Genomic DNA, 24,187 nt, shown 5'->3' with positions numbered 1-24,187 from the left:
AACAACGGGTTCGCCCGGTGAAGGAAGACCAGTTCTTGACCGCACCCATAGCATCTGCCTATGGAGCGTCGCCAACTGGAGTACTTCCTCGCGATCGTTCGCAGCGGAGGGTTCACCAATGCCAGCCGCCGGCTGCGGGTCGCCCAGCCCTCCCTGTCGCAGGCGATCCGGGCTCTCGAACGCGACCTCGGCACGACCCTGTTCCACCGGCTGGGCCGCGGCGTCGGCCTCACGGCGGCCGGTGAGGCGCTGGTCCGCCCGGCCCAACAGATCCTGCGGGACTTCGCCACCGCGCGGGCCTCGGTGGACAGCGTGGTGGAACTGGCCGGCGGACGGCTCGACATCGTCGCGCTGACGACCCTCGCCGTCGATCCGCTCGCCGACCTGATCGCCCGCTTCCGTGAGAAGCACCCGCTGGTCGACATCCGGGTCGTCGACCCCGAACACGACGACGCGGTTACCCGGATGGTCCGTACCGGGGAGTGCGAGCTGGGTCTTGCCGAGTCCCCGGTCGGCCTGGACGGCCTTGACCATCTCCGCCTGCCCGTGCAGCAGTTCTTCGCGGTGCTGCCGCCCGGCACCCCACAGAACGACGAAGAGGCCGTGGGCGTCGCGGCGTTGGCGGAGTTCCCGCTGATCTCGACACCGGAGGGCACCGCCATGCGCGCCCTCGTCGACAGTGTGCTGACCATCGACGGCAGGCCGCCCCGCATCGCGGTGGAGACCACGCATCGCGCCGCCATCGTCCCGCTCGTGCTGGCCGGTGCGGGCGTCGCCCTGCTGCCGCGCAGGCTCGCGGCGGACGCGGCCGGCCAGGGAGCGGTCATCGTACCGACGACGCCACGCCTGGTCCGCAGCGCCGTGATGGTGTGGCGCTGCGAGCAACTGTCCCCCGCGGCCACCCGGTTCGTCGAGCTGTGCGGCCAGGTCCCGGACCGACCGGAGCAGGCCCCGGCGTAGCGACCCCGTCCTCGGAATCGGCCCGCTCAGCAGAACGGTTCGCTTGGGCGGACACCGCCGTCCCCGGACGATCGGGGCCATGGACCTCATGAAGATTCAGACCCCGCCGGAGGGTGCCTACGCCGAGGCGGACGGCGTCAAGTACCACTACGTCGAGCTGGGCGAGGGCAGTCCCACGGTCTTCCTGCACGGGGGCGGCCCCGGCTGCACCGGCTGGTCGGACTTCGGCCAGGTGGCACCGCTGTTCGCCGCGGACCGCTCCTGCTTCCTGGTCGACATCCTGCAGTACGGCAAGTCCGCGAAGCCCGTCATCGAGGGCCCCATGTGGGACTACCACGCCGCGAAGACCGTGGCCCTCCTGGACTCCCTCGGCGTGGAGCGCGCCGACTTCGTCTGCAACTCCTGGGGCGGCACCATCGCGCTCAACTTGGCCGCCAAATACCCCGAGCGCGTACGGTCGTTGGTCATCACCGGCAGCATGCCGGTCTTCCATGGCCCCCTCGCCCCGCTCCCGGAGGGCGGCCGCCGCGGCCGCAACGCCCGGGACGTCTACTACGGCGGCACCGGCCCGTCCCGCCAGAAGATGCGGGAGCTGATCGCACGCCTTGAGTGGTACGACGCCGACGCGATCCCCGACGGCACGGTGGACCTGCGCTACGAGCAGAGCCTCGACCCCGAGGAAACCGCGCTCGCCGGCGCCTCCGACAACCCGCGCGGCGACTGGCAGGACCTGACCGCCGAACTCGGCACCATCACCGCGCCGGTGCTCTTCCTGTGGGGCATGTACGACGCTTTCCTCACCCCGGATTATCCACTGATGCTGGCGCGCATGATCCCGAAGGGGAACCTGCATGTGATGAGCGAGGCCTCCCACCATCCCCAGGAGGAGCGGCCGTACGACTACTACAGCGTGGTCAGCGGCTTCCTGAACCAGCGGCACGGCTGACGGAGGACAGGTGACTGGAGCAACCCCGCGAGTCGTCGAACTGACCAGCCCCTTCACCCGGTTCGCCGGCCGACTGCTGGTCGGCATCGGCCACGAGGTGGTGCTGGTCGAACCCCCGGAAGGCCACGCCGACCGGCACGAGGACGCCGCCGCCTTCGCCCACTGGCACGCCGGAAAGCGCTCGGTGATCGCTTCCGCGCCGGACGATCTACGCCGACTGCTGGCAGGCGCCGACGTCCTGCTGGACGGGACTCCGGACGGTGCCGACGTGACCGGCCTCGACCACCTCGTCCACGTACGCGTGACCCCCTTCGGTCTGGTCGGCCCCCGCAGCGGCTGGCAGGGCACCGATCTGGTGGTGGCCGCGCTGGGCGGGATGCTCGCCCAGGTCGGCGATCCCGACGGCCCGCCCCTGCGGCTGCCCGAGAACCAGGCGGAGCACCTCGCGGGTGTCAATGCGGCGATCGCCGTCCTGCTGGGCCTGCGGGCGCGGCGCCGGGGCCCGGGGCAGCTCATCGACGTCTCCGCGCAGGCGTGCGTCGCGGCCGCTCTCGAAGCCGGCGCCCTCGCCTACCTGCACGAGGACCGGGTGCCGCCACGGCCGGGGCGGGTGCACCCCCTCGTTCCGCACGGGCTGTTCCGGGCCGCCGACGGGTATCTCGGCGGGGGTCTCGGCGGCAGCCCGCGCATGTGGGACGCGCTGCTGGCGTGGCTGCGCGAGGAGGGCGCGGAGGCCGACCTCGGGGAGCCGCGGTGGCAGGATCCCGTCGAGCGCAAGAAGCACCAGGAGCATGTCTTCAAGGTCGTCCAGGACTTCGTGGGCGCCTGGCCCAAGGCCGAGTTCGCGGAGCGGGCCCAGGCCAGGAAGCTGCCCTGGGCGGCGGTGGACCTGCCCCATGAACTCCCGGACAACCCCCAGCTCATCGCCCGCGGCTTCTTCACCGAGGTCGAGGGCCGCACCGACCTGGGCTTCCCGTTCGCGTTCCCCGAGGGCCACCGGATCACCTCGCTCACCGTGCCGGGCCAGGGCGCCGACCAGGCACTGCTGGACGAGGCGCGCACGGTGCGCCCGGTCACCGGCGACTCCCCCACCGCACCCGCCCTGGACGGCGTACGGGTCCTGGACCTGACGTGGGTGCTGGCCGGCCCGTACTGCACGAAGGTCCTGGCCGACCACGGCGCCGAGGTCATCAAGGTCGAGTCCGCGGGCCGCCCCGACCCGACCCGCTTCGCGCCCTTCATGCACCTCTCGCGCGGCCCCCACACGGACCCGGACACCAACGGCTACTTCAACGAGGTCAACCGGAACAAGCGCGGCATCACGCTCGACACCCGCACCGAGGAGGGCGTGGCGGTGCTGCGCGACCTCATCGCCTCCTGCGACGTCCTCGTGGAGAACTTCAGCGCCACGGTCATGACGAAGCTGGGCCTCGGCTACGAGACACTGCGCGAGATCAACCCCGGCATCATCTACGTGAGCATGTCGGGCATGGGCCACACGGGTCCGCGCGCCGGCTGGGTGTCGTACGCCGACACGGTCTCGGCCGCCGGCGGGCTCACCGGGCTCACGGGCTGGGGGCCGGACGAGGTGGTGGGTGTGATCTACGGCCACGGCGACATCGTCGCGGGTCTGCAAGGCGCGCTGGCCACGGTCGCCGCGCTGGAGCACCGGGCGGAGACCGGCCGGGGTCAGCACATCGACCTGTCCCAACTGGAGGCGATCGCCTCCCACATGGGGACGAGTCTGCTCACGGCGGCACGGTCGCCGAGCGGCAACACGCACCCTCGGTGGAGCCCCCAGGGCGTGTACCGGAGCCTGGGCGCGGATCGCTGGCTGGCCGTCAGTGTGCGTTCGGACGAGGAGTGGGCGGCCCTGTGCGAGGTGCTCGGCCGTCCCGAACTGGCCGCCGACGAGCGGCTGTTGGCGGCGGAGGGGCGCAGGCGCGAGAGCGCCCTGATCGACGGGGTACTCGGGGAGTGGGCGCGTACCCTGCCCGCCGACGCCGCCGCCGAGCTGTTGCAGGAGCGCTGGGTGCCTGCGGGGGCGGTGCAGGACGGTCGTGAACTCGTCGAGCACGACCCGCAGTTGAGGGCACGCGGCTTCTACGTCCGGGTGGAGCATCCGGCTGCAGGGGCCTTCCTCCAGGAGGGCGTGCCCATCCGGCTCACTCGGACACCGGGTGGAATCCGCAGGCCCGCTCCGCTCCTCGGGGCCGACACCGAGGAGGTGCTGCGGGACGTGGCGGGCATCGGGCCCGAGCGGCTTCGACGGTTGCGGGAGGCGGGCGTGCTGCGGTGAGAGAGACCGTGCCGGAACTCGTCGACGCGGCCGCGGAGCGGTTCGGCGACCGGGTCTTCCTGCGTATGGGGGCCACGACACGGACGTACGCCCAGACCCGCGAGGCCTTGGCCACCATGGCCGGGGCCCTCGCGGCACACGGCTGCCGGCCGGGCGACCGGGTCGCGGTCCTGCTGTCCAACCGGATCGAACTCGTCGACCTGGTCCTCGGCTGCGCCTGGCTCGGCGCGGTCGCCGTGCCCCTGAACACCGCGCTGCGGGGACAGTCACTGCGGCACGTGCTGCACGAGGCGCGACCTCAATTCCTCTATGCCGAGGCCGAGTTGGCGCCGCTCGCGGTCGAGGCGGGCCACAAGGGCGTCGTATGGGTGGCGGGCGGGGCGGACGTGCCCGTGCCCGGTGTCACCGGCCCGGTCCCGCCCGCCCCGGTCCGTCCGGAGGACACCGCCGCCGTCCTCTTCACCTCGGGTACCACCGGTCTGTCACGCGGAGTCCGTTGCCCACAGGCCCAGTTCGTCTGGTGGGGCCGCAATGTCGCGGACTCCCTGCGCCTCACCTCCGACGACACGCTCCACACCTGCCTCCCGCTCTTCCACACCAACGCCCTCAACACCCTGGCGCAGGCCATGACGGTCGGCGCGAGCTGCGCCGTCGACGGACGTTTCTCCGCCTCACGCCACTGGTCGCGGGTGACGGACGCGGGCGCCACGGTCGTCCACCTCCTCGGCGCGATGGTCCCCATGCTGCTGGCACAGCCGCCCGGCCCCTACGACCGTGCTCATCAGGTACGACGGGGCCTGTCCCCAGCGACTGGGGCCGCCGCGTGGGAGGCGTTCCGGGGGCGTTTCGGTGTCACCCTCGTGGACGGGTTCGGCTCCACGGAGACGAACCTCGTCATCGGATCCACGCCCGAGGAGTACCGGCCCGGACACATCGGCACCCTGCGCCCGGGCTTCTCCGCGCGGGTGGTCGACGAGAACCTGGCGCCCGTCCCGGACGGCACCCCCGGCGAACTCCTCGTCCGCACCCACCAGTTGCACGCCTTCTCGACCGGCTACCTCGACGAGCCGCCGCAGCGGCCCGACTCCTGGCGCCGCACCGGCGACCGTGTGATCCGCGAGCCCGACGGCTGGTTCCGCTTCGTCGACCGCGTCAAGGACGTCATCCGCCGCCGCGGCGAGAACATCTCCTCCTGCGAGGTCGAGGCGGCGGTCCGCTCCCATCCGGCGGTCGCCGAGGCCGCCGCGTTCCCGGTGGCCTCGGAACTGGCCGAGGACGAGGTGATGGTCGCGGTGGTGGTCCGGCCGGGCGGCGTACTGGATCCGGCGGACCTCGCCCGCCACTGCGCGCGGGACCTGCCCGCGTTCGCCGTACCCCGGTACATCGAGACGATCCCGGCCCTGCCACTCACCGAGACCGGCAAGGTCCGCAAGGGTCTTCTGCGTGAACGCGGCGTCACGGCCCGCACCTGGGACCGCGTCGGGGGCCACCCCGGATGAGACATGAGGTGACCCCGTGCGACGCCGTACGGCTCACTCCGGGCCGGCCCGGCGCGCCTTGAGCCATGCCACGCTGCCGGCGACCAGGTCGAAGATGTCCGCCCCTTCGGCGATCCCGTCCGCCTCGATGATGTGCGCACGGATCGAGTCCCGGCCGGCGTCGAGGGCGTCGGCCAGCGCCACCGTGCCCTGGCCGGCCGCGACCTGCGGCTCGCCGCGGACCGCCGGTCCGTCCTTCACGTGGACCAACTGCACCCGTTCGCCCAGCCTGCCGACCACCTCGGCGGGCACCTGGCCGGCGGTCTGCGCCCAGTACAGATCGACCTCGGCGACGACCGACGGGTCGAGGGCGTCCCAGAGCGCGTCGTAGCCGTACCGGCCGTCGTCGAGCCGGGTCCACTCCCACTCGTGGTTGTGGTAGCCGACCCGCAGACCGTGCGGGGCCGCCGCCTTGGCCAGGGCGTTCAGCCGGTCGGCGTACCGGAGCACTCCCTCGGTGGAGACCAGGGCGTCCCGGGTGAATCCGGGGAGCGCGTCCGGGGTGGAGGCGATGGCGACGGGGGCGCCGAGCTCGGCCAGTTCCTCGAAGAACCAGCCGGGGTCCTCCGCGTCGGGGAGCCGGGCGTGGGTGGAGGACACCGTCAGTCCGGCGGCGTCGATGTCGGCCTTCAGGGAGCGTGCGTGGGCGAGACGTGCGGCTCGGTCGAGGTCGCTGCGGCCCAGCCGGAAGGGCTCGACCGTGGTCACCCCGAGGGCGGCGATCCTGGCGAGCGCGGCGGGACGGTCCGCCAGGACGTCCATCAGGGTGTACAGCTGGAGGCCGATGGCGGGCATGTCCAATTCCACTTTCGAGTACGTCACTTGACTGCCCCCGCGGTGAATCCGGCGACGAGGTAGCGCTGGAGGAGCAGGAATCCGGCGACTACCGGAACGGACACGACCAGCGAGGCGGCCATGATCTGGTTCCAGTAGACGTTCACCTCCGTGGAGTAGGCCTGCAGGCCTATGGCCAGGGTGCGGGTCTGTTCGCTGGTGAGGACCGAGGCGAAGAGCACCTCGCCCCAGGCCGTCATGAAGGCGTAGATCGACACGGCCACGATTCCCGGTGTCGCGGCGGGCACGATGATCTGCAGCAGCGTGCGCAGCGGCCCTGCACCGTCCATCTTCGCGGCCTCGTCGAGTTCGCGGGGCACCGATTCGAAGTATCCGACCAGCATCCACACCGCGAACGGCAGGGAGAAGGTCAGATAGGTGAGGGTGAGGCCGGTACGGGTGCCCACGAGGTCGGTGCCGAAGTTCTGGTCGGCGTAGACGAACAGCAGGTACAGCGGCAGCAGGAACAGGATGCCGGGGAACATCTGGGTGGCCAGCACCGCGCCCTTGAAGGTGGCGCCGCCGCGGAAGTTCCAGCGGCTCATCGCGTAGGAGGCGAAGACCGCCACCAGCACCGAGAGCACCGTGGCGGTGACGGCCACGATCAGCGAGTTCACGAAGTACCGGGCCAGCGGCACGGTCTGCCAGATGTCGGCGAAGGACTGGAACGTCGGCGAGGTGGGAACCCAGGTGAACTCGCCCTGTACGTCCGGGAGCGACTTCAGCGACGAGGTCACCATGACGTACAGCGGGGTGGCGACGAACAGCGACAGCAGGGTGAGGGTGACGTACCGGAACAGCCGGTAGCCCGGGGTGTCATGAGTCATGGCTCTTCCTCCGGGTGAGGGCGAAGTAGCAGGCGCTGACCAGCAGCAGGAACAGCAGGAGCAGGACGCTCATGGCCGAGCCGAGGCCGAAGTTCCAGGTGGCGAACGAACTCTCGTAGATGTGCACGGAGATGAGGTCCCCCGCGGGCGGGGCCCCGGCGCCGAACAGGACGTACGGCGTGTTGAAGTCGTTGAAGGTGTGCAGGAACATCACGAGCACCAGCACCCGGTTGACCGGCGCGATCAACGGCAGGGTGATGGACCGCAGTTGCCGCCAGGGCCCGGCTCCGTCGATGCTCGACGCCTCGTACACGTCCTGCGGGATGGCCTGCATGCCGGCCATCAGGAACAGGAAGGCGAACGGCCACATGCGCCAGACGGCGACGACGCACTCCGCCCAGAACGCGTTCTGGCCGATCAGCCAGAACGGGTTGCCGTCGCTCAGCCCGGCCTGGCCGAGCAGGTGGTTGAGCATGCCGTTGTCGCGCTGGAAGATGAAACGCCAGGTGATGACCGAGGCGTACGCGGGCAGGGCGTAGGGCACGAGGAACAGCGTCCGCAGCAGGCCCCGGCCGCGGAAGGGGCGCTGGAGGGCGAGCGCCGCCGCCATGCCCATGAGCCAGGTCGCGGACAGGACGACGGCCGTGAAGGCGAGGGTGACCAGGAACGACTGGAGCAGGGACTTTCCCGTCGGGCCGTCGAGGTCCAGGACGATCCTGAAGTTCCCGAGGCCCGCGAAGGGCGCCTCCCACCAGTGGCTGATCTGATACTGCGTCACCCTCAGCACGCTCATCGCCGTGCCGAGCACGATGGGCACGAAGTGGATGAGCAGTTCGAGCGCCAGAGCGGGGAGCAGGAAGACGTACGGGATCCACCGGCGGCTTCCCCGGGTGCGCCCGCGTTCGGGCCGTCGCGGCTCGTCCGGGGTCTTGGGACTCTCACGTGTCCCGGAGGGACTGATGACTGCCATCGTGAGGCTCCTAGCTGCCGGCTTCGAGCTTCTGGTTCGCCGCGTCCATCTCGCTCCGGATCGCGGCCTTCCCGGGCTGGTCCCCGGTCGCGGTCTTGGCCGCGAAACCGTTCATCGCCGAGCCGACCAGGGTCTCGAACTGCGCTTCCTCGGTGATCTGCGGAAGCGGCCGGGACCGGTCGGCGAGGGTGTCGCGGGCCACGGCCAGTGCGGCGGTCTCGAACGCCGGGTCCTTGGCGTCGGTGACCGAGGGAAGCGTCCCGTAGACCTTGTTGAGGATCACCTGCTCACCGGCGCTGGTCAGGAACTTCACGAACCGGGTGGCGCCGTCGAGGTTCCCGGTGTTCTTGAAGATCGCCACGTTGATCCCGCCGACGAAGGACCCGATGTCCTTGCCACCCGCGGGCGGTGAGTCCTGGGCGGGCACGGGTGCGACGCCGTAGTCGTCCGCCGTCATGTCGAACTGGCCCAGTGTCAGACCTGTCGAGGCCTGGGCGAGGATCATCCCGGCCTTGCCCGCCGCGAAGTTCTGCGTCATCGCGGTCTTGTCGGCGACCTCGGCGTCCGAGGGGTTGGCGATGCCGTCCTCGCCCATCCAGGACAGCCACTGGTCGATCCCGTCGACCATCCCCGCGTCGGCGAACTTCGGGGTGTGGCCGTCGAAGACCTCGGCGCCGTGCTGGGTGCCGAGGATGTACGCGAGGTGCGCGGCGTACGAGGGCGAGGCACCCTGCATGCCCAGCCCCCACTGGTCCGTCCTGCCGTCGCCGTCGGTGTCCTTGGTGAGCTTGCGCCCGGCGGAGACGAACTCGCTCCAGGTCTTCGGCGGCGCACTGATCCCGGCCGCCTTGAACAGCTTCTTGCTGTAGTAGAGCTCGTACGCGTTGGTGTAGAGCGGCAGGCTCATCGGGTCCTCGCCCGTGGCGCCCGTCGACTTCAGCGCCGTCGGCAGGAAGCGGGACGCGCCGCCGACCTCGGTCAGCTTCGCCTTGTCCCACGGCACGAAGGCTCCGGTGGCCTGGAGCGAAGCGGACCAGGTGTTGCCGATGTTCAGGACGTCGGGACCCTTGCCGCTGGTCGTCGCCGCGAGGATGCGGTTGAGCAGGTCCGCCGAGGGAATGACCTCCAGCTTCACCTTGACGCCGGTCTGTCGCGTGAACTTGTCGATCTCCGGCTGGAGGATCTTCTTGTCCGCGTCGAGGCTGGCGCTCTGGTTGGTCGCCCAGTAGGTGATGGTGTCGGCGCCGGACGAGGAGGTCGAGCCGCCGCCGCACGCGGTGATACCGGCGCCGGCCAGTACGGCCGCCGTCGCGAGTGCCGCCGTGCGCATCGCACGCTTCATGGGAGTTCCTTTCGAGGGTGGGTCGTGCTGGTACTTCGGTCCGCGGCCGGCGTGCGGGGCCGGAATGGAGCTCAGGCGGAGTCGGAGTCGGAAACCGCGACCGGCGCGGGCTGCACAGCCGTGCTCTTGATCGCACGCACCCCGCCGGTGAAGGTCGACTGCTCGATGGCCTCAAGGACTTCGAGGACGTGCAGCGCGAACTCGCCCGAGACGCGCAGGGGTTCGCCGCTCAGCGACTCGACCAGGTCGTTCACACCGTGCCCGCGGAAGAGCCGTACGTCCGGGTCGCAGGTCGGCGGGAGCACCGGGGGAAGCTCCGACCAGTCCGCGTCCGTACGGCGTTTGATGAGGACGGGGGCGTCGTGGTGGTTCGGGTTGGGGATGTTCAGCGTGCCCTCGGTGCCGTACACCTCGATGTGGGGCAGCGTCATGTCCCAGATGTCGAAGCTGTAGAGGGTGGAGACGATCACACCGGAGACCGTGCGCAGGATCGAGGCGGTGGTCGTCGGCACGGTCACCTCGACCTCGTCGACGACCCGGTCCGGCGCGGTCACGGTGATCCGGGGAGTCGGGATCGCGCTGGTCCCGACGACCTCGGCGACGGGCCCGAGCAGGTTCACCAGGGCGGCCACGTGGTAGGGGCCCCAGTCGAGGGTCGGTCCGCCGCCGGGCTGGTAGAAGAACCCGGGGTTGGGGTGTTTCGTCTCGACCCTGGGCGACCGGACGAAGGACGTCGCGGCGAACGGAGTGCCGATCAGACCGCGGTCGACGGCCGCGCGGGCCGTCTGGCCGGCCGTGCCGAGGAAGGTGTCGGGGGCGCCGGCGAGGACCCGGCCGGCGGCCCGCGCCTGGTCGAGGTTGGCACGGGCGAGCTCGGCCGTCGCCGCGAGGGGTTTCTCGCTGTACACATGCTTGCCCGCGGCGAGCGCGTCCCGGGTGACCTCCCAGTGGGCGACGGGGGGCGTGATGTTGACGACGACGTCCACGTCCGGGTCGGCGTAGAGCTCCTCGGGCGTGCCGTACAAGGGGATTCCGTGGAGTTCGGCCTTGGCGCGGGCCCTGCCGACGTCGATGTCGGCGACCCGGACGACGGGCAGATCGCCGTACCAGGCGAGCCCCCGGGCGTACGCGTCGAAGACGACGCCCGCACCGACGACGCCGATGTTTGCGCGAGGGGTGGGTTGGTTCACCGTGTCTCCCAAGTCTGGTTCGCGCGGAGCGAATCCGCCGGTTGGATGAGACCGGACGTGCGAGACGTGTCGGAAGCTAGTGGCCTCCGTGGGGAGCGTAGAAGCGCGATGTTCCGTTGAACGGACCGCCGGGTGAACGACTCGGTGAAAGGCCGTCACCTCGCCGGGTGTGCGCCCCTCGCGGTGCCGTGCCTGCCGTCCTGGTCCAGGAAGCGGCCGATCCCGGTCGGCGACAGCAGGTGCTCGACGCCGAGCACCATCGCCCCGACCATCGACGCGTCCCTCCCCAACACGCTGCGGGTGAGGGTCAGTTCACGGGTGGCAAGCGGCAGGGCCTGCCGGTACACCACGCCACGCACCGCGGAGAGCAGGTCGTCGCTCGCCTCCACGACATCGCCGCCGACGACGACATGACGCGGATTCAGCATGTGGATGCACAGGGCGATGACCTCCCCCAGCGTGGCCCCCGCCGCCCGGACCGCCCGCAGCGCGTCCGGCAGACCGTCACGCAGCTGTCCCAGGAAGGCCCGCATCGCGGCACCGTCCTCCGCCGTCCCCACCGTCCCCGCCGGCGCGTCGTCGTCGCCGGCCTGCGCGTGGCGCCGGGCGAGTGCCCCGGTGGACGCCACGGCCTCGACGCAGCCGACCTTGCCGCACCGGCACACCACCTCGTCGGCACCGGGGACGCGGATGTGCCCGATGTCTCCGGCCGCCCCGTCGGCGCCGCGGTGGAGCGTTCCGTCGGCGAGCACGAACCCGGCCCCGATGCCGGCACCGACGGTCACGAAGAACACGGGCAGCTGCTCCGGCGGCACGGTGCGCGCCTCGCCGAGGGCCATGAGGTTGACGTCGTTGTCGACGAGGACGGGACAGTCGAACTCGGCGGCGAGTCGCTCGGCCACCGGAAAGCCGTCCCAGCCCGGCATGATCGGAGGACGGACGGCCATGCCCCGCGCCACGTCCACCGGGCCCGGCAGGCCGACGACCAGGACAAGAGGCCGGTCCGCCGGGATCTTCGTCTGTTCCAGCAGGCCGGCGAACTGGTCCACCAGGAAGGAGACGGTGAGCTGCGGGCCCTCGGCGAGCCGCCAGGGAAGGGTCAGGTCGGCGAGCACCCGCTGGGTCAGGTCCGCCACCACGCAGCGCACCGAGAAGGGGGCGATGTCGGCGATGAGCACGACGCCCGCGTCACCGGCGAGACCGAGCCGCAGCGCCGGCCGGCCCCTGCCACCGCCGCCCGCGGCGTCGTCGCCGTGCAGCAGGCCCGCGTCCACCAGATGCTGTACGTGCGTGTGGATCGAGGACCGCGAGAGCCCGGTGAGCCGGGACAGGTCGAGGCGGTGTGCCGCCTCACCCGCCGCGACCAGGCGGGCGATCTGACTGCGGACCGCGTCGGGGTGACGGCGCGAGCCGATGCCCGGTGCGCCCAGTCGTGCTGCCACGTTCACTCCCTGTTGACGCCGGTGACGGGTGACGCCGATGGATGGCCGCCAAATATTCCAGAAACAACAATATTCCTGGGGGTTTTCCGACAGAACAACAGCTCATATTGTTGGCGGTGGATGAGGCCGGTACAGCGGGTTCCGTACGGCAGTTGCCGAAAGGACCTTGCATGACCGCCCCGACTGGGCACACCCCCCGCGTCGACACCACTCACGTACAGCGTCCAAGGGCACCGCGGCTGCGGGTCGCCGTCCTCGGCGCCGGAATGATCGCAGGAGTCCATCTCCGCAGCGCCCGCGCGGCCGGCGCGGAGGTGGTCGGCGTCCTGGCCTCCTCACCGGAGCGGAGCCGGGCGGCGGCCCGGAACTGGCAGGTCGACGTCGCGTATCCGGACGTCGACGCCGTCCTGGGCGACGCCACCATCGACGTCGTCCACGTCTGCACACCCAACTACCTGCATATCCCCCAGGCCCGCGACGCGCTGCTGGCGGGAAAGCACGTCATCTGCGAGAAGCCCCTCGCCACGTCGGCGGCCGATGCCCGGCTGCTCGCCGACACCGCCGCGGCGTCGGGCCTGATCGCCACCGTGCCGTTCGTCTACCGCTACCACCCCATGGTCCGCGAACTGCGGGCCCGGATCGCGGCGGGCGGCTTCGGCCCCTGGCAGCTGCTGCACGGTTCGTACCTTCAGGACTGGCTGCTGACACCCGAGAACACCAGTTGGCGCGTGGATCCGGCGATCGGCGGCGCCTCAAGGGCGTTCGCCGACATCGGCTCGCACTGGTTCGACCTGGTGGAATGGGTGGCCGGGGTCCGTCTCGCCGAGGTGCTGGCCGAGACCACCACGACCGTGGCCGAGCGGCCCGGCGCGGCAGGCCCGTCGTTCTCGGGCAGGGCCCTCGCAGACTCCGTACGCGTCCCGGTCACCACGGAGGACGCACTCGGCGTGCTCGGGCGGACGACGGACGGAGTCCTGGTGTCCGCCACCGTCTCCCAGGTCTCGGCCGGCCGGAAGAACCGGTTGTGGTTCGAACTCGACGGTGCCGACGCCAGCGCCGTCTTCGACCAGGAACTGCCGGAGTCCCTGTGGCTCGGCTACGAGAACCGCACCGAGACGGTGGTACGCGACCCGTCGTCCAACGCCGCCGACGCGGCCCGGCTCTCGATCGTGCCCGCCGGGCACGCCCAGGGCTACCTGGAGTGTTTCGAGCACTTCGTCAAGGACTCGTACGCCGCCATCCGCGGCGAGGCCCCCGACGGTCTCCCCACCGTGCTGGACGGACTGCGCTCCGCCCGCCTCGTCGACGCCGTCATTGCCTCGGCGGACCGGCGCGCGTGGACCACCGTCCCCGACTGACCCCCACCCCGCTGCCCCATTCCCCAAGTCCCCACTCAGCGAAGGACCCGCGCCATGAAGCTCGGATTCCTGACAGCCTGCCTCCCCGGCCTGTCCCTGGACGAGATCGCCACCTGGGCCACCGACGAGGGGTACCAGAGCCTCGAAGTCGCGGTGTGGCCGGAGACCGGCGGCCGCGACTTCGAAGCCTCCCATCTGCCCGTCGCGACCTTCTCGGACGCCGACGAGGACGCCACCCGCGAACTGCTGCGCCGCACCGGCCTGGAGATCAGCTCACTGGCCTACTACGAGAACAACCTGCACCCCGACCCCGCGGCCCGGGAGACGATCCGGACCCACCTCAAGCTCGTGATCGATGTGGCGGCGCGGCTGGGGGTGGAGTCGGTCGGCACGTTCATCGGGCGCGATCCGCGGCTCAGCGTCGCGGAGAACCTGCGCGAGGGCGAGAAGATCCTGCCCGAGCTGGTGGACCACGCGGCGGACCGCGGGGTCAGGATCGTGATCGAGAACTGCGTGATGGAGGGCTGGCATCCCGACGGCTATCCGGGCAACCTCGCCTACTCGCCCGAGTTGTGGGAGTGGATGTTCGGCCTCGGGTTCTATCTCAACTGGGACCCCTCGCACCTGACCTGGATCGGCATCGACCCGCTCACGACCATCGAGCCGTACATCGACCGGATCGTCCACACCCAGGCCAAGGACGTGGAGACCTTCCCCGCCAAGCGTGACCGGTTCGGTTTCTTCGGCACCGTGCACAAGGGCGACAACCCCTGGGAGACGGGCTGGTGGCGCTACCGCGTGCCCGGCCTGGGCGAGGTGGACTGGCGCCGCGTCATCGACCGGTTCCACGAACTCGGATACACGGGCACGCTCTCCGTCGAACACGAGGATCCCGTCTGGTCCGGGACTCCGGAAAGGGTGAAGCAGGGCCTGCGGATCGCCCACAGGACACTGCGTCCGCTCCTCGTGGAGTGACCGCACCGCTCGCGGAGCGGTACGTCCCGCTGGCCGGAACGAACCCGTGGGGCCGGCTCCGTGGCCGTCCTTACGCTCCCGCCCATGAGCGTTCTTCCAGGCGGACAAGGCCGAGGCGGACTGCGCCTCGGTGTCCGCATACCTCCCTGCGACCGCGCGGACCGCGTGCTCGAAACCGTGCGCCGGGCCGAGGAGTTGGGCTTCGACGACGTCTGGTTCCCCGACTCCCAACTGCTGTGGCGGGACGTGTTCACCACCCTCACCGCGGCCGCCCTCGGCACCGAGCGGATCGGCCTCGGCACGGCGGTCACCAACCTGGCCACCCGCCACCCCGCCGTGGTCGCCTCGGCCGCCCGCAGCGTGGCGGAACTGGCGCCCGGCAGATTCGTCCTGGGCCTCGGCGTGGGCAACAGTTCGGTAGGCCCCGTCGGACTGCGGCAGACCACCTCGGCGGCGATGCGCGAAGGCCTGCGCATGCTGAGGGCTCTGCTGGACGGCGACGAGTGGGACTTCGACGGCAGGGCCCGGTCCCGGCTCCGCGATCCCCGGCCCGAGGTACCCCTGCACCTGGCCGCGAGCGGCCCGAAGAACCTACGGCTCGCGGGCGAGATCGCCGACGGGGTGATCCTGCTCAGCGGCGTCTCACCGAGGACCCTGGAGAGCGCCACCGCGCGCGTCCGCGAAGGAGCCGAGGGGGCGGGCCGCGACGCCCACGACATACCGCTGACCGTCTCCGCGTTCTGCGCGGTGACGGACGACGTCGAGGCCGACGCCCGGCTCCTCAAGCCCATCTGCGCCTCGATCGCCCAGAACGGCGGAGCACCTTTCCTGGCCCTCGCGGGCATCGACGTGGACGTTCCCGCGTCCGTCGAGGGCGTCTACCCGGATCTTGTGCACGCCGAGGACTGGAAGGCCGCCGTGGAGATCTGCTCGCAATGGATCAGCGATGAGGCGGCTGTCCAATTCGCCCGGGAATTCTGCCTGTTCGGCACCGCGGCACACATCGCGGAACGGCTCCACGCCCTCCACACCTCAGGCGTGACAGGCGTGTTCCTGCAACACGTGGGCTCCTACGACCCACCCACCGAGTTGATCGAGACCGTCGGCACGTCCGTGCTGCCCCGACTGAAGGTGAGTGACCGATGACGCTGCAAAAGGGCTATGTCTCCAGTGACTTCGGCCAGTTGCACTACGTCGAGTGCGGAGCCGGCGAGCCCGTCCTGATGCTCCACCAGACCCCGCGCTCCTGGACCGAGTACCTCGACGTGCTGCCGCTGGTCGGCGCCGCGCAGCGGGCGATCGCCATGGACACCCTCGGCTTCGGCGCCTCCGCCAAGCCCGACGGACCGCACTCCATCGAGCGCTTCGCCGACGGCGCCGAGGCGCTGGTCGACGCGCTGGGCCTGGACCGCTTCCACCTCGTCGGGCACCACACCGGCGGTGTGATCGCCGTAGAACTGGCGGCCCGCCTCCAGGACCGCGTCGCGAGCCTCCTCCTGTCCGCCACACCCTTCGTCGACGAGGAGAAGAGGCGTACGGCGGGCGAGCGCAAGCCCGTCGACCATGTCGACCCCGAGCCCGACGGCTCGCACCTCCTCGACCTGTGGAACCGGCGGCGGGGGTTCTACGAGGAGGGCCAGGAAGCCGCGCTCACCCGGTTCATGGTCGACGCGCTGACCGTCCTGGACCGCGTGGAGGAGGGCCATGTGGCCGTACGGGCCTATGAGATGGACCGACGGCTGCCCGCCCTCACCGTCCGCACCCTCGCCGTCTGTGCTCCCGGCGACCACTACTCCCTGCCCGGGCTGGAGAAGTTCGCCGCCGCGCTCGGCTGCGAGACACGGGTGCTGTCCGGCGGGCATGTCCCCGTCCCGGAGCAGCTGCCGGAGGAGTTCGCGAAGGTGGTCGTGGAGTGGGTGGCGCGGGGCTGACGCACGGCAGCCCCGCGTCCCGGTCACTTCAGGCCGATGTGCGCGCCCGGGCCGAGCGGCAGGTCGAAGCCGTAGAAGATGCCCAGAATCACCAGCCACACCACCATGAACGGCACCACGAAGACGGCGAGCCGGGAGATCAGTGTGCCGAGGCGGGCGTCCGGATCGTACTGGCGGAGCATCGCCAGGATCAGGAACAGGTAGGGATTCATCGGCGTGATGACACCGGTCGCCGAGTCGCCGATGCGGAACGCGGCCTGGGTGAGCGCCGGGCTCATGCCCATCAGCATGAACGCGGGGATGAAGACGGGCCCCACCAGCGACCACAGGGCGGAGCCGGAGAGGATGAACAGGTTGAGGCAGGAGACCAGCAGGACGAACACGATGATCGCCCAGAAGCCGGTCAGCCCTATGGAGTTGAACAGCGCGGCGGCCTTCACCGCGAGCAGCACCCCGACGTTGGACCAGGTGAAGAGCGCGATGACCTGGGCGGCGACGAACATCATCACGATGTAGCCGGACATGGTCTTCACCGACTCGGTGACGGCCGCGGTCACGTCCTCGGCACGGGTGAGCTTCTTCACCGTGAAGCCGTAGGTCAGCCCGGCCAGCAGGAAGGCGCCGAAGAGGACCGGCACGATGCCCGACAGGAGCGGCGAAGGCACGAACGCCCCGCCCTCGCCGCGCAGCGGCGCCCCGGGCGGCAGCCACAGGGCCAGGACCCCGCCCACGTAGGCGAGAACGACCAGGCCCGTGATCAGCAGCCCCCGGCGCTGGACGGGGGTGAGGGCGAGGTCCTGCCGCTCGGGCTCGTCCGCGGAGGGCTCGTAGTCGCCCAGGCGCGGTTCGAGGACGCGGCTGATGAGGAAACCGCCCACCGCGGCGAGCACGATGCTGCTCGCGGCCGTGAAGAAGTAGTTGATGAGCAGATGGATGTCGAGGCCCTCGGCGGCCGGCAGCACCGAGGCCGCCTGCTGGGTGATGCCGACGTACAGGGCGTCGAGCGAGCCGATGGTGAACCCGGCGGCGTACCCGGCGGTCACGCAGGCGAAGCCGCCGATGAGGCCCGCGACGGGATGGCGTCCGGCGCTCTTGAAGACCAGGGCCGCCAGCGGCGGCAGCACGATGCACGCGACGTCGCTCATCATGTGCGCCTGGCTGGCGATGAGCGCCACCGCGTACGGCAGCACTGCGCGCGGCACCCTCGCCAGGGTGGCCCGCATCACGGTCTCCAGCAGGCCGGTCTTCTCCGCGAGCCCGACCACCATGATCAGGACCAGGACGGCTCCGATCGGCGGGAACGTCGCGAAGTTGACGACGAGGTTCTCCACCAGCCAGCGCGCCCCGTCGCCGGAGAAGAGGCCGGTGATCTGCTTGGTCTCGTCGGTTCCGGGGACCTTGACGGACACCCCGGCCAGACCGAGCGCGGTGGAGATGACGGCCAGGAGCAGGAAGAGGGCGCTGAACAGGACGACCGGGTTGGGCAGGGCGTTGCCGACCCGTTCGATGAGGGAGAGCACCCGGTCCAGGCCGCTCGGGCGGCGGGCCTCGGGCGACTTGCTGTCCGGGGCGGGGAGGTCGGTCAGTGAGGACATCAGAGTTGCCTTCCGTTCCGGGCGGCTGGGAGCAGCAGGTCCTTGCGTACGACGCCGTCCTGGACGACGCACACGATGCGGGCGGGATCGCCGAGGACGCCGATGTCCGTGAGCGGATCGCCGTCGCAGACGATCAGGTCGGCGGTGCGGCCGGGGGCGAGGGTGCCGAGCCGGTCGGCGACGCCGAGGAGTTCGGCGGAGGTGCGGGTGCCGGCGACGATGGCGGCCATCGGGTCCATGCCGAGGTCCACCAGATAGCTGAGCTCCATCAGGTTCACGCCGTGCGGTCCGACGGCGGCGTCGGTGCCCAGCGCGATCCGGGCACCGTACTCGATGGCCCGGGCGATGTTCTCCTTGGTGAGGCCGGACCAGCGGACCTTCTTCTGGTAGTGGTAGTCCGGCATCGTGTCCTTGTTGATGCCCGCGTACACGGTGGACAGGGTCGGCACGACGAAGACGCCGCGCTCGCCCGCCATGTCGAGGGCCCGCTCGTCGAGCCCGTAGCCGTGCTCGATGCTGGTCACGCCGCCGCGAATCGCGTTGAGGATGCCGGCGTTGCCCTGGGCGTGGGCGGCGACCGGCTTGCCGCCGTGGCGCCGTGCCTCGTCCACGACGGACCGGATCTCCTCCTCCAACAGGCCCTCGTCATCGGGCTGGTCGTAGGGGCTGCCCATGCCGCCGGTGGCGCAGACCTTCACCAGGTCGGCGCCCTCGCGCAGCACCCGGCGCACCGCCAGCCGGGCCTCGTCGGCGGTGTCGGCGATCTCGGACATCCCGGCGCTCAGGTCGGTGCCGTCGGGCAGGCGTACGTCGGCGTGGCCGCCGGTGTGGCTGATGATCCGTACGGCCGTGTGCAGCCGCGGTCCCACGATCCGGCCGCTCTCGACGGCCGTACGGTAGCCCGCCGAGAGCCCGCCCAGGTCGCGGGCGCTGGTGATGCCGGCGTCCAGGGTCTGGCGCAGCCGGCCGGCGGTGTCCAGGGTGACCAGGACCGGGTCGAGCTCGGCGCGGCGGCCGGGCGGCGAGCCCTGCGCGTAGGCGAGGTGGACGTGACAGTCGAAGAAACCCGGCAGTACGGTGCGGCCACCGGCGTCGATCACGCGGACCGGGGAAGCATCCTGGGCAGCGGAGGGCGCGGCCGCGGCGGATCCGGCGTAGGTGACGGTCCCCTCGGCGTCCACGACGACGACGGCGTCGTCCACCGGGGAGGCGCCGGTTCCGTCGATGAGCCGGGCGTTGTGGATGCGCAGGGCGGTGCGTGCGGCCTCATGTGTGGTGACGAGCGTCATCGGGCGCGGTCACTCCTCTCGCGTCGGGAACTGGAGAACGGAGTGTGGGATGCGCAGCGAACCCTCGTGTGACAGTGCAGTTTTCGCGCCGGATTCCCCTGGTGCGCGCAGCGTTGTGCCACTCACGGGGGTGCAGGATTGTGCCACCTCCGAAACCGCCGAACCCGCGGCGGCCCTCGGGACGGTGGAGCTCGACGAGCTCGACCGCGCGGTCGTCCACGCACTCCAGATCCACCCCAGGGCCCCGTGGAAGCTGGTCGGCGAGGTGCTCGGCGTCAATCCGGTGACCGCCGCGCGCCGCTGGCACCGGCTGACCGAGGCGGGCCTGGCCTGGGTGACCGCCTACCCCCGGCTGTCCAACTCCCGGATCGTGGTGACCGCCGTGGTGGAGGTGGACACCGAGCCGGGCACCGCGGAGGACGTGGCCCGGGCTCTCGCCGCGGATCCCGCGATGACGAACATCAAACTCACGGCCGGCGGGCGGGACGTGGTGGCCTCCGTGGTGGCCCGGAACCTGGACGAACTGGCCCACGTCACCACCGTGCTGTTCCGGCGGACACCCGGGGTGCGGGCGACCCGTACCCATGTGTCGACCGGTCTGCCGACGGAGGGCAGCCGATGGCGGCTGCGCAGCCTGGACGCCGTCCAGAGCGCCCGTATCGAGGCGGCGCTGCCCCCGCCGTGCGATCCTGCGGCCGAGGGTGGCTGGGACGGCCTCGGCGGACAGCTGCTCGAACTCCTCAGCGTGGACGGCCGGTTGTCCCTGCGGGACCTGTCGTCGGCGACCGACACGAGCCTCACCACGGTGCGGCGCAGGGTGCAGTCGCTGCTCGCCTCCCGGCTGAGTCTGCGCTGCGATCTGGCCCGACCGCTGTCGGGCTGGCCGCTGTCCGCCGTGTACTTCGCCTCCGTACCGGGTCAGTACGTGGAGGAGACCAGCCGGGCGCTGTCCGGTGTGCGCGAGGTCCGCTCGTGCGCGATCACCGCGGGCCCGCACAACCTGGTGATCGACGTGTGGCTGCGCGACCTGCACGACGTGCACGCCTTCGAGGCCCATCTGTCACGGCAGTTGCCCCGCCTCGTCGTCGACGACCGCTCGGTGGTGCTGCGCACGGTCAAACACATGGGGCATATGCTGGACCGGGACGGGCGGTGCGTCGGGGTCGTGCCTCTCCGCTACCACTAGGGACCACTATTCCGTCGACGTATTCTTCGGCCGTGGCCAAGACCGAAGCGATGCGGCTGCCGGACATGCCGCTGCACGATCCGTTCGTCGTCGCCGACGACAACTCCCGCACCTACTACCTCTACACGTCCAACGACTCGTCCGTATCGGGCGTGGACGGCGTCGGCACGATGGTCTACCGCAGCCGTGACCTGCGGGACTGGACGCGCCCCGTCGTGGTCTTCCTGGCCGGTGGCCAGAAGGGAATCTGGGCCACCGACGGCGGATGGGCGCCGGAGGTGCACGAATGGGGTGGCAGGTACTACCTGTTCACCACGCTGCACAACGAGGACAAACCGCTTCCGGTACCACCGCCCAACCAATGGGGCACGCCGTTCCAGCTCCCGAACTACATGCGCGGCACGATCACCGCCGTGTCCGACTCGCTGCTGGGTCCCTTCACCGCCGTGGACCCTGCACGCCCCACCCCGCCCGAGAACCTCATGACCCTCGACGGCACGCTCCACATCGACCCGTCCGGGCAGCCCTGGATGGTGTACGCCCACGAGTGGCTGCAGACCATCGACGGCACCATGGAGGCGATCCGGCTGGCCCCGGACCTGACCCGGACGATCGGCGACCCGGTCTTCCTGTTCAAGGCCTCGGACGCGCCCTGGCTCGGTGAGCGGATACCCGCCGGCGTACCGCATCAGCTCCCGCCCTACATCACCGACGGTCCGCAGCTGTACCGCACCCCGGACGGCTCCTTGCTCATGCTGTGGTCGACGTACGAGAAGAACCTGGTCGGCAAGGACGGCGGCATCAGCGGCGGTTATGTGCAGACCTACGCCGTCTCGAAGTCCGGTGACATCACGGGGCCTTGGCAACAACACCGGCCGTTGGTCCGCGACGACAGCGGTCACGGCATGCTGTTCCGCACCTTCGACGACCGGCTGATGCTGGTCCTCCACCGCCCCTTCGAAAATGCGCGGGGCAAGCTGTACGAGATGCGGCTCGACGGGCACGAGCTACGAGTGCTCCGGCAACGCGTCGACCTCGATGGCGGCGGATGACAGTCCGCTCTACGACGCCTGCCGCATCGAGGCCGCGTGATTCGCCGCCACGTATCCGAACACCGCCGAGGCCGCGATGCTGGCCCCGGGGCCCAGGTACTTGCGGCCCATCACGGACGCGGTGCAGTTGCCCGTGGCGTAGAGCCCGGCGAGCGGGTTTCCCTCGGTGTCGAGGACGCGGGCGAACTCGTCGCAGAGAAGGCCTCCGCTGGTGCCGATGTCGCCGGGGTACAGGGCCACCGCGTAGAACGGCGGTTTCGCGACGGGGCCCAGGCAGGGGTTCGGCTCGTGGGTGATGTCGCCGTAGAAGCGCTCGTGGTCGCCCTCTCCGCGATGGAAGTCCTCATCGGCACCCGCCTTGGCGAACCCGTTGAATCGCTCGACCGTCTTGAGGAGTCCATCGGCGTCGATCCCGCACTGGCGGGCGAGGTCCTCCAGGGTGTCGCCGCGCTTCATCGCGCCGCCGGCGATCCACTCCCTCGGCATCCGGCCGGGGGGAGACGACCCGAACGGGTAGTGGCTTCGGTGCCGGGAGTCGATGACCAGCCAGGACGGAACGGCGCCTCCGAACTCCCGCTCGTGGGCGTACATTCGCTGGCCGGCCTCCTGGTAGGCGACGGCCTCGTTGAAGTATCGGCGGCCCTCCGAATCGACGATGATCGCTCCCGGTTTGCTGCGCTCGGACAGGCACATGCCGGGGGTTCCGTCGGGCGTGATCCACGAGGGCATCCACCACGCCTCGTCGAGCATGGCCGTGGCGGCTCCGTGAGCCATGGCGATCCGGATCGTCTCCCCTGTGTCGCCCGGGTTGGCCGAGGTCCATCGTGTGCCGACGGTTCGCCCTCCCGAGTGCTGTTCGCGCATCTCCTTGTTGCGGGCGAAACCGCCGGCGGCGAGCAGGACGCCGTCGCGTGCCCGGACTCGTAGGTCGCGCCCGTCCTTGCGGACCACGGCGCCGACGACCCTGCCGTCCTCGACCAGGAGGCCCGTCAACGGGGAGTCGAGCCATACGGCGACATCCCGCCGCAGCAGGAGTTGAAGCAGGCGGGCGGTCAGGGCGGCGCCGTTCGTCACGAGCCGCTGTCCGCGGATCCGGCCGAGCGCCGTACGCATCCCCACCCTGGCCAGGACGGCCAGTCCGATCCGTGTCCGCATCAGCATCATCGGTGCGGCCTCACCGGTGTAGAGGGTGAGACCGTCGGAGAAGCCGAGGCGGATCCGGTCCTGCCACGGTCCGAGGCGCTTCTTGTCGAAAGCGTTCGCCTCGATCGACCTGCCCCGCGCCGAGCCGCCCTCGCAGCCCCGGACGCCGGAGTAGTAGTCGCTGTAGCCCTCGCAGCGCCGGAACTCCAGGCCTTCGGACTCCAGGAAGTCGACCATCTCGACACCGGCGTCGACGAAGGCGAGCCTGCGGGCCGGCGACGATGCCGGTCCCGCGTCGCCGACGACCGTGTCGAAGTACCTGAGTGCCGCGTCTGTCGAGTCGGGAACGCCCTCGCGTCGCATGAGCGGGTTGCGCGGAAGCCACATCACGCCGCCCGACATACAGGTCGATCCGCCGAAGCGGTCGGTCTTCTCCACGACGAGAACATCCTTGCCGAGCGCGCGTGCCCGCACCGCCCCCACGACACCCGCGCCGCTGCCCACCACCAAGAAGTCGGTCGAGTGATCCCAGTCGGTCAACGGCCTGCCTCCCCCGCTGCGCGGTCCCGGACAAGTGCGTTCCACCGTAGGTTCGTTGAGCGGGCGCCACGCTCGCCCTCCCGGTGAGTGGAACGGCCGGGCCGCCCGGTCAGACCCCGCGCGTCACCGGTGCCTGCCACAGGGCGACGATCGCGTCGACGAGGCCGGTGGCGGCGTCGTGCCACGTCGGACGGGGGGTGCGGGTGCCGGCGGCGAGGGCCCGCTCCCGATCGACCGACATCTGCACGATCAAGTGGCGGGTGATGAGGGCGCGTTCGGAGCGCACCTCCGCCGACAGAGCGGGCACACAGCGCGTCAGGCCCTCCTCCAGTTTCCACAGCGACGGGGACGCTCCGTAGAACTCCTCCTCCGCGATGGCGTAGAGCGCGGGGTCGGCCGTGGCCTGCGCGATGAAGCGGGCGTACCAGCTGGGCGAGCCCAGTGCCGCGAGGTGCTCGGTGACGGGGCGGACCGAGCAGTCCACCCAGTCGCGCAGGTCGCCCGAGTCGCCGATGTCGTCCAGCATGCGTACGCGAATGACCTCGATCTGCTCGGCGTGTCTGCGGATGAGTGCGCGCACCACATCGACCTTGGTGCCGAAGTGGTAGATCACGGCGGTGTTGTTGCCCTGGCCCGCGGCCTCACTGATCTGGCGGTTCCCGACCGCGTACACCCCGTGCTCGGCGAACAGCCGCTCCGCCGCGGCGAGGAGCGCTTCCCGGGTCGCCCTGACCTGCTCGTCCCGTCTCGAACCGCTTGCCATCATCACC

Annotated in this window: 20 protein-coding genes; 10 read left to right on the top strand and 10 right to left on the bottom strand. The window is 70.8% G+C overall.

Annotation, left to right across the window (positions count from 1 at the left end):
- Positions 1-60: 60 nt before the first annotated feature.
- From AC5DRG_RS45590 to AC5DRG_RS45575, 4 genes are all read left to right on the top strand, one after another.
- The gene (locus AC5DRG_RS45590) at positions 61-960 is read left to right on the top strand and encodes a LysR family transcriptional regulator (RefSeq protein WP_491806070.1); all 900 of its coding nucleotides are present in this window, start codon (positions 61-63) and stop codon (positions 958-960) included.
- A gap of 79 nt (positions 961-1,039) precedes the next feature.
- Positions 1,040-1,906 (top strand): alpha/beta fold hydrolase, encoded by an 867-nt coding sequence (locus AC5DRG_RS45585; protein ID WP_491806068.1) that lies wholly within the window; start codon positions 1,040-1,042, stop codon positions 1,904-1,906.
- Between the two features lie 10 nt (positions 1,907-1,916).
- Complete coding sequence (locus tag AC5DRG_RS45580) at positions 1,917-4,205, top strand: CaiB/BaiF CoA-transferase family protein (RefSeq protein ID WP_491806067.1); 2,289 nt, start codon at positions 1,917-1,919, stop codon at positions 4,203-4,205.
- Positions 4,202-5,704 carry an AMP-binding protein gene (locus AC5DRG_RS45575; protein WP_491806065.1) on the top strand — a complete coding sequence of 501 codons (1,503 nt, stop codon included), beginning with the start codon at positions 4,202-4,204 and terminating at the stop codon, positions 5,702-5,704. Before AC5DRG_RS45580 ends, AC5DRG_RS45575 begins: the two co-directional genes overlap by 4 nt.
- A gap of 33 nt (positions 5,705-5,737) precedes the next feature.
- Here AC5DRG_RS45575 and AC5DRG_RS45570 read toward each other — a convergent pair whose 3' ends face one another.
- From AC5DRG_RS45570 to AC5DRG_RS45545, 6 genes are all read right to left on the bottom strand, one after another.
- The gene (locus tag AC5DRG_RS45570) at positions 5,738-6,538 is read right to left on the bottom strand and encodes a sugar phosphate isomerase/epimerase family protein (protein ID WP_491806064.1); all 801 of its coding nucleotides are present in this window, start codon (positions 6,536-6,538) and stop codon (positions 5,738-5,740) included.
- Positions 6,539-6,561: 23 nt separating this feature from the next.
- Positions 6,562-7,404 (bottom strand): carbohydrate ABC transporter permease, encoded by an 843-nt coding sequence (locus AC5DRG_RS45565; protein WP_491806062.1) that lies wholly within the window; start codon positions 7,402-7,404, stop codon positions 6,562-6,564.
- Positions 7,394-8,374: a carbohydrate ABC transporter permease gene (locus AC5DRG_RS45560; RefSeq protein ID WP_491806060.1), complete on the bottom strand. Its 981-nt coding sequence runs from the start codon at positions 8,372-8,374 to the stop codon at positions 7,394-7,396. The genes AC5DRG_RS45565 and AC5DRG_RS45560 overlap by 11 nt, the downstream gene beginning before the upstream one ends.
- A 10-nt stretch (positions 8,375-8,384) precedes the next feature.
- Complete coding sequence (locus tag AC5DRG_RS45555) at positions 8,385-9,716, bottom strand: ABC transporter substrate-binding protein (RefSeq protein WP_491806058.1); 1,332 nt, start codon at positions 9,714-9,716, stop codon at positions 8,385-8,387.
- 71 nt (positions 9,717-9,787) lie between these two features.
- On the bottom strand, positions 9,788-10,906 hold the full coding sequence (locus AC5DRG_RS45550; protein WP_491806056.1) for a Gfo/Idh/MocA family protein: 1,119 nt from the start codon (positions 10,904-10,906) through the stop codon (positions 9,788-9,790).
- A 155-nt stretch (positions 10,907-11,061) separates the two neighbouring features.
- Entirely contained in the window at positions 11,062-12,348 is a 1,287-nt protein-coding gene (locus AC5DRG_RS45545; RefSeq protein WP_491806054.1) for an ROK family transcriptional regulator, read from the bottom strand.
- A gap of 170 nt (positions 12,349-12,518) precedes the next feature.
- Between AC5DRG_RS45545 and AC5DRG_RS45540 the strand changes: the two genes are divergently transcribed.
- The 4 genes from AC5DRG_RS45540 (at position 12,519) to AC5DRG_RS45525 (ending at position 16,612) form a co-directional block, all read left to right on the top strand.
- Positions 12,519-13,706: a Gfo/Idh/MocA family protein gene (locus AC5DRG_RS45540; RefSeq protein ID WP_491806052.1), complete on the top strand. Its 1,188-nt coding sequence runs from the start codon at positions 12,519-12,521 to the stop codon at positions 13,704-13,706.
- Between the two features lie 54 nt (positions 13,707-13,760).
- Positions 13,761-14,681, top strand: a complete 921-nt coding sequence (locus tag AC5DRG_RS45535) for a sugar phosphate isomerase/epimerase family protein (RefSeq protein ID WP_491806050.1) — start codon at positions 13,761-13,763, stop codon at positions 14,679-14,681.
- An 84-nt stretch (positions 14,682-14,765) separates the two neighbouring features.
- A complete protein-coding gene (locus AC5DRG_RS45530) occupies positions 14,766-15,827 on the top strand; it encodes an LLM class flavin-dependent oxidoreductase (protein WP_491806048.1) in 1,062 nt (353 codons plus the stop codon).
- Positions 15,824-16,612 carry an alpha/beta fold hydrolase gene (locus AC5DRG_RS45525; protein ID WP_491806046.1) on the top strand — a complete coding sequence of 263 codons (789 nt, stop codon included), beginning with the start codon at positions 15,824-15,826 and terminating at the stop codon, positions 16,610-16,612. The genes AC5DRG_RS45530 and AC5DRG_RS45525 overlap by 4 nt, the downstream gene beginning before the upstream one ends.
- A gap of 23 nt (positions 16,613-16,635) precedes the next feature.
- Here AC5DRG_RS45525 and AC5DRG_RS45520 read toward each other — a convergent pair whose 3' ends face one another.
- The gene (locus AC5DRG_RS45520) at positions 16,636-18,207 is read right to left on the bottom strand and encodes an AbgT family transporter (protein WP_491806045.1); all 1,572 of its coding nucleotides are present in this window, start codon (positions 18,205-18,207) and stop codon (positions 16,636-16,638) included.
- Positions 18,207-19,496: a metal-dependent hydrolase family protein gene (locus tag AC5DRG_RS45515; RefSeq protein ID WP_491806043.1), complete on the bottom strand. Its 1,290-nt coding sequence runs from the start codon at positions 19,494-19,496 to the stop codon at positions 18,207-18,209. Before AC5DRG_RS45515 ends, AC5DRG_RS45520 begins: the two co-directional genes overlap by 1 nt.
- A gap of 130 nt (positions 19,497-19,626) precedes the next feature.
- On the opposite strand from AC5DRG_RS45515, the gene AC5DRG_RS45510 reads away from it, so the two are divergent.
- Together AC5DRG_RS45510 and AC5DRG_RS45505 are read left to right on the top strand one after the other, a co-directional pair.
- Positions 19,627-20,682 (top strand): Lrp/AsnC family transcriptional regulator, encoded by a 1,056-nt coding sequence (locus tag AC5DRG_RS45510; RefSeq protein ID WP_491806041.1) that lies wholly within the window; start codon positions 19,627-19,629, stop codon positions 20,680-20,682.
- A gap of 50 nt (positions 20,683-20,732) precedes the next feature.
- Positions 20,733-21,734, top strand: a complete 1,002-nt coding sequence (locus tag AC5DRG_RS45505) for a glycoside hydrolase family 43 protein (protein WP_491813338.1) — start codon at positions 20,733-20,735, stop codon at positions 21,732-21,734.
- 9 nt (positions 21,735-21,743) lie between these two features.
- Here the strand turns inward: AC5DRG_RS45505 and AC5DRG_RS45500 are convergent, their stop codons facing one another.
- Entirely contained in the window at positions 21,744-23,417 is a 1,674-nt protein-coding gene (locus AC5DRG_RS45500) for an FAD-binding protein (RefSeq protein ID WP_491806039.1), read from the bottom strand.
- A 109-nt stretch (positions 23,418-23,526) separates the two neighbouring features.
- Positions 23,527-24,180 (bottom strand): TetR/AcrR family transcriptional regulator, encoded by a 654-nt coding sequence (locus AC5DRG_RS45495; RefSeq protein ID WP_491806037.1) that lies wholly within the window; start codon positions 24,178-24,180, stop codon positions 23,527-23,529.
- Between the last annotated feature and the right edge of the window lie 7 nt (positions 24,181-24,187).

It is taken from the genome of Streptomyces sp. JLBG701 (assembly GCF_058544905.1).
Note: the sequence above shows the minus strand (reverse complement) of the source record. Positions and strands in the feature narration are given on the sequence as shown.

Bases quoted from the DNA above. Each gene is read 5' to 3' on its own strand.
- AC5DRG_RS45570 (WP_491806064.1), bottom strand. From the start codon at position 6,538: ATGCCCGCCATCGGCCTCCAGCTGTACACCCTGATGGACGTCCTGGCG.
- AC5DRG_RS45540 (WP_491806052.1), top strand. From the start codon at position 12,519: ATGACCGCCCCGACTGGGCACACCCCCCGCGTCGACACCACTCACGTA.
- AC5DRG_RS45530 (WP_491806048.1), top strand. From the start codon at position 14,766: ATGAGCGTTCTTCCAGGCGGACAAGGCCGAGGCGGACTGCGCCTCGGT.
- AC5DRG_RS45565 (WP_491806062.1), bottom strand. From the start codon at position 7,404: ATGACTCATGACACCCCGGGCTACCGGCTGTTCCGGTACGTCACCCTC.
- AC5DRG_RS45555 (WP_491806058.1), bottom strand. From the start codon at position 9,716: ATGAAGCGTGCGATGCGCACGGCGGCACTCGCGACGGCGGCCGTACTG.
- AC5DRG_RS45505 (WP_491813338.1), top strand. From the start codon at position 20,733: ATGCGGCTGCCGGACATGCCGCTGCACGATCCGTTCGTCGTCGCCGAC.
- AC5DRG_RS45515 (WP_491806043.1), bottom strand. From the start codon at position 19,496: ATGACGCTCGTCACCACACATGAGGCCGCACGCACCGCCCTGCGCATC.
- AC5DRG_RS45560 (WP_491806060.1), bottom strand. From the start codon at position 8,374: ATGGCAGTCATCAGTCCCTCCGGGACACGTGAGAGTCCCAAGACCCCG.
- AC5DRG_RS45535 (WP_491806050.1), top strand. From the start codon at position 13,761: ATGAAGCTCGGATTCCTGACAGCCTGCCTCCCCGGCCTGTCCCTGGAC.
- AC5DRG_RS45525 (WP_491806046.1), top strand. From the start codon at position 15,824: ATGACGCTGCAAAAGGGCTATGTCTCCAGTGACTTCGGCCAGTTGCAC.
- AC5DRG_RS45590 (WP_491806070.1), top strand. From the start codon at position 61: ATGGAGCGTCGCCAACTGGAGTACTTCCTCGCGATCGTTCGCAGCGGA.
- AC5DRG_RS45585 (WP_491806068.1), top strand. From the start codon at position 1,040: ATGGACCTCATGAAGATTCAGACCCCGCCGGAGGGTGCCTACGCCGAG.
- AC5DRG_RS45495 (WP_491806037.1), bottom strand. From the start codon at position 24,180: ATGGCAAGCGGTTCGAGACGGGACGAGCAGGTCAGGGCGACCCGGGAA.
- AC5DRG_RS45520 (WP_491806045.1), bottom strand. From the start codon at position 18,207: ATGTCCTCACTGACCGACCTCCCCGCCCCGGACAGCAAGTCGCCCGAG.